Source organism: Sulfurovum sp. (genome assembly GCF_049668085.1).
Classification (GTDB): domain Bacteria; phylum Campylobacterota; class Campylobacteria; order Campylobacterales; family Sulfurovaceae; genus Sulfurovum.
The window spans coordinates 1-3,666 of record NZ_JBATIY010000131.1 but is presented as its reverse complement, the minus strand read 5'-3'; the positions used below and the strand labels follow the sequence as shown (position 1 = coordinate 3,666).

5 protein-coding genes are annotated in these 3,666 nt (G+C 39.9%); all 5 read left to right on the top strand.

Annotated elements, in window-relative coordinates; all coding sequences use genetic code 11:
- A partial coding sequence (locus tag WBM70_RS08510) for a WD40 repeat domain-containing protein (protein WP_424558079.1) occupies positions 1-609 on the top strand: 609 nt, incomplete at its 5' end.
- A 90-nt stretch (positions 610-699) separates the two neighbouring features.
- Positions 700-1,176, top strand: coding sequence for a PAS domain-containing protein (locus WBM70_RS08505; protein WP_424558078.1), 477 nt, complete (start codon positions 700-702; stop codon positions 1,174-1,176).
- A gap of 37 nt (positions 1,177-1,213) precedes the next feature.
- Entirely contained in the window at positions 1,214-1,576 is a 363-nt protein-coding gene (locus tag WBM70_RS08500; protein WP_424558077.1) for a chaperone NapD, read from the top strand.
- On the top strand, positions 1,576-1,878 hold the full coding sequence (locus WBM70_RS08495) for a hypothetical protein (protein ID WP_424558076.1): 303 nt from the start codon (positions 1,576-1,578) through the stop codon (positions 1,876-1,878). The genes WBM70_RS08500 and WBM70_RS08495 overlap by 1 nt, the downstream gene beginning before the upstream one ends.
- A gap of 116 nt (positions 1,879-1,994) precedes the next feature.
- The gene (locus WBM70_RS08490; RefSeq protein ID WP_424558075.1) at positions 1,995-3,422 is read left to right on the top strand and encodes an aldehyde dehydrogenase family protein; all 1,428 of its coding nucleotides are present in this window, start codon (positions 1,995-1,997) and stop codon (positions 3,420-3,422) included.
- Positions 3,423-3,666: the final 244 nt, after the last annotated feature.

The window sequence follows — 3,666 nt, the reverse complement described above, 5'->3', positions numbered from 1 at the left end:
CAGTTACTCTCATCAGAAGATAAAAAGGCAGCCATTAAAGCAAGGTTTATCAAGAAAGATCAGATCCTTTTAGGCTATCTTTCCAATGAAGCTGCTCTGTTCGATGTGAAAAGTAAAAAAGAGCTTTATCGGGTACAGTTAAGTGAATCTAAATTTTCAGACTTTGCGCTTAATGAAGAGAGAACGCAGGCCGTATTTAGTTGTGAAAGCGGTGTTCTGAATATTATAGATATACAGACAGGGAAGGTAGTGAATGTACTTAAAGGTATGAATGTCGATAATGTCTATAAAGTGGATTATAAACAAGGTATCGTTTCTGCTGCAGGACAAGATAGAAGAGGTGCTTTGTATGATACAGCAATGGGTACAGCAACCTATATAGAAGGCTCGTTTCTTATTTATGCCACAGGGCTTAGTCCCAGTGCGAAGAAAGTGGCTTTTGTTATGGATGAAAAAAATAATATTTCCATCTATAGAAGGTCAACTAAGGCAAAAATAGCAGAACTTCAAGGGCAAAAGAGTACACTGAATAATATTATCTTCAAAGATGAAAATATACTCTTCTCTTCCAGTGATGATGAGACGGTCATGATGTGGAGGTTAAAATGATAAAGAGTACCAGAACTGTGAACTGTCCACTGAGGGCGACAGCTCAAGAGGAATTTTGTTCTTCTCTAAATCAGCACAAAAGGAGTGAGAATGCATACAACATTTGATATGTTTATAGAAACCCAAGTGCCTGAGGATGTAGAAATCATCTCAAGGACTGATCTCAGCGGTGTGATCATTCATGCCAACGAAGCCTTTGCCAAGATCAGCGGATATGAGGTGAATGAGCTCATAGGCAAGCCGCACAACATTGTCAGACACCCCGATATGCCCAAGTCAGTTTTCGCAGATATATGGGAGACTCTTGGACGTGGTGAGAGCTGGCAGGGGTATGTGAAGAATAAACGTAAAGACAATGGGTACTACTGGGTTCATGCCAACGTCTCCGGTGTCTATAAAAATGGAGAGCTTGTGGAGTACAAGTCTTTACGGTCTCCAATAGATAGAGAAACAACGATCAAGATGCAAAACACCTATGATGCATTGAGAAAAAGTGAAGAGCAGAGCTCCAGAGTCGTTCTATATGTAACAGATAATCAGTTAGATCAGATTGCAAAGTTGCTCTGATTTCGTTCAAATTAAATAAGAAGAGAAAGGCAGAAGAATGAATATATCAAGTATAGTAGTACAAGTAAAACCAGAAAATTATGATGAAGTAAAAGAGACTTTAGAGGCAAGCGGTAAGTGTGAGTATCATTTTGGGGAAAAAGAAAAAGGTAAAATGATCGTCACAGTAGAGGGTTCAGGAGTAGAAGAAGAGATCGAAAAACTCGTATTTATTCAACAAACAAAAGGTGTACTTGCAGCAGATATGATGCAAACTTACCAAGAAGAACTTGAGGGAGCAATCAAAGAACTGGAAGAAGCAGATGTTGTTCCTGACATGTTAAATATGGAGAGTGTGGATGTGCGTGATATCATCTATAACGGTGACTTGAAAAAGAAAGATTTTAAAGGCGGCGTCTGATGGTAGTCATTGAGTCAGTCATTAAAACCAATCCTCTGGGACGTTGGTACATAGAGTTAAGTGATACCATGAAAGAAGAGAGCATAGAAATTTGTCTGGACATTTATGAATATGCACAGAAGATAGCGATGATGGGTGAGGAGTATGGTGGTGAAGTTGAAGTAGCATGGTCAACTGAAGACAATGTCACTCCTGCACAGATCAATGAAGTACGCCAACAGATCATGGCATATGAAGCGGAAATAGAAGCACAACAAGATCAACCTGCACAAGAAAGTACAGAGTGGACACCTAACGCGTAACTCTTTCTTCAAAGGGTTACTACTGTGACAGTTCTTCCCGTCACAAAAGATAAAATAAATAGAATTTTCACTACCTTTTGCTATAATCAGACAATTTTACAAAGTAAGGTACAACAATGTCTAATATTGCACAAGCCAAAATCTTTTTTGGTTCTACGGAAGAAAATAAAGAAGCACAACAGGAAAGAAAGAGTCCTTTTGATGGTGCTGTTGTCAGTACAGCTCCAGTATGTAACGCAGATGATACGCACAAGGCACTTAACATCGCAAAAACAGCAAGTAAAGCAACAGCAAAATCTGCATTATCCCAGCGTATTTTGTGGTTGGAAGATGTGGCTAACAAACTTACAGCAGAGAAAGAATATTTTGCTTTGATGTTGGCAAAAGAGGTGGCAAAACCTATCGCATTTTCGCGGGTAGAAGTAGAACGTTGTGTGGAAACGATCAAAATTACTGCCATGGAACTTGCAAATCTTTCTGGAGAAACACTGCCTACGGACATTATGCCTAGTGGTAAAAAAACATTGGCATATTTTAGACGTGAGCCAGTGGGTGTGGTAGCGTGTATCACACCGTTTAACTTTCCACTTAATTTAGTAGCGCATAAGATAGCCCCAGCACTGGGTGCAGGAAATGCAGTAGTGCTTAAACCTACACCTGAAGCACCCATGACAGCTTATATGTTTGCAAAACTTTTTATAGATTCTGAGTATGCTATTAAAGATGCACTTTCTGTGGTGTATGGAGATGCTGAGGTAGGTTCTGCACTCGTACAAAGTGATATTCCCAGGGTTATTAGTTTTACAGGCTCTGTACCTGTAGGCAATATCATTACCAAGCAGGCGGGTATTAAAAAAGTAAGCCTTGAGTTGGGTGGTAATGCTGCAACCTACATAGATAAAAGTGCAGACCTTTCTCTTGCAGCGGCACGTTGTGCTTTTGGGGCGTTTTACAACTCAGGACAAGTGTGTATCTCTCTTCAACGTATCTATGTGAACAAAGAGGTATATGAAGTGTTTGCAGAACTCATAGCGCAAGAGACAAATAAACTCAAAGTCGGTTCACCTTACGAAGAAGATACGTTTATGGGACCACTGATAGATGATGAGTCTAGGCAGAGAGCCAAAGGGTGGATAGATTCGGCTAAAAGTGAAGGGGCTAAAGTGATCGCCGGCGGTGAAGATATAGATGGTATATTCCCTCCGACGGTTATGGCAGATGTTACAGATGACATGAAGATCATCTGTGAAGAAGTCTTTGCTCCTATCGTAAGTCTGGTAGCTGTACCTGACTATGAAACGGCAGTAGAAAAAATGAATGACTCACCATATGGCTTACAATTTTCTATTTTTACCAATGACCTGAAAATGACTCAGGCATTTATAGAAGATGCTGAGTGTGGCGGTGTGGTGATCAATGATATACCAACGCTTCGTTTTGATGTACAGCCTTATGGTGGTGCTAAACTTTCAGGAGTTGGAAGAGAAGGTCCTAAATGGGCACTTGAAGAGTTTACAGAGGTTAAGTCTGTTGTGATTTGTTAGTAAGGACATCATATGAACAAAGTTTATATGACTATATTCACACTGGGTTGACTTCAGCAGTCGGCTCATACGACGAGTCGCTTTTATATACCTTTGGTATAGTGTTATAATTATTTTATGGAGATTATTTTATGGATTTTATGTTTCAGTCAGGTTTCTTAGGTACACGTGCACCACTTTTTATGGATATCGTTTCGGTTATTGTTGCTTTATTGCCCTTTTTGATCTATGGCGCGATTAAGCT

Excerpts from the sequence above, each read along its gene's own strand:
- WBM70_RS08495 (WP_424558076.1), top strand. The coding sequence starts at position 1,576 with ATGGTAGTCATTGAGTCAGTCATTAAAACCAATCCTCTGGGACGTTGG.
- WBM70_RS08505 (WP_424558078.1), top strand. The coding sequence starts at position 700 with ATGCATACAACATTTGATATGTTTATAGAAACCCAAGTGCCTGAGGAT.
- WBM70_RS08500 (WP_424558077.1), top strand. The coding sequence starts at position 1,214 with ATGAATATATCAAGTATAGTAGTACAAGTAAAACCAGAAAATTATGAT.
- WBM70_RS08490 (WP_424558075.1), top strand. The coding sequence starts at position 1,995 with ATGTCTAATATTGCACAAGCCAAAATCTTTTTTGGTTCTACGGAAGAA.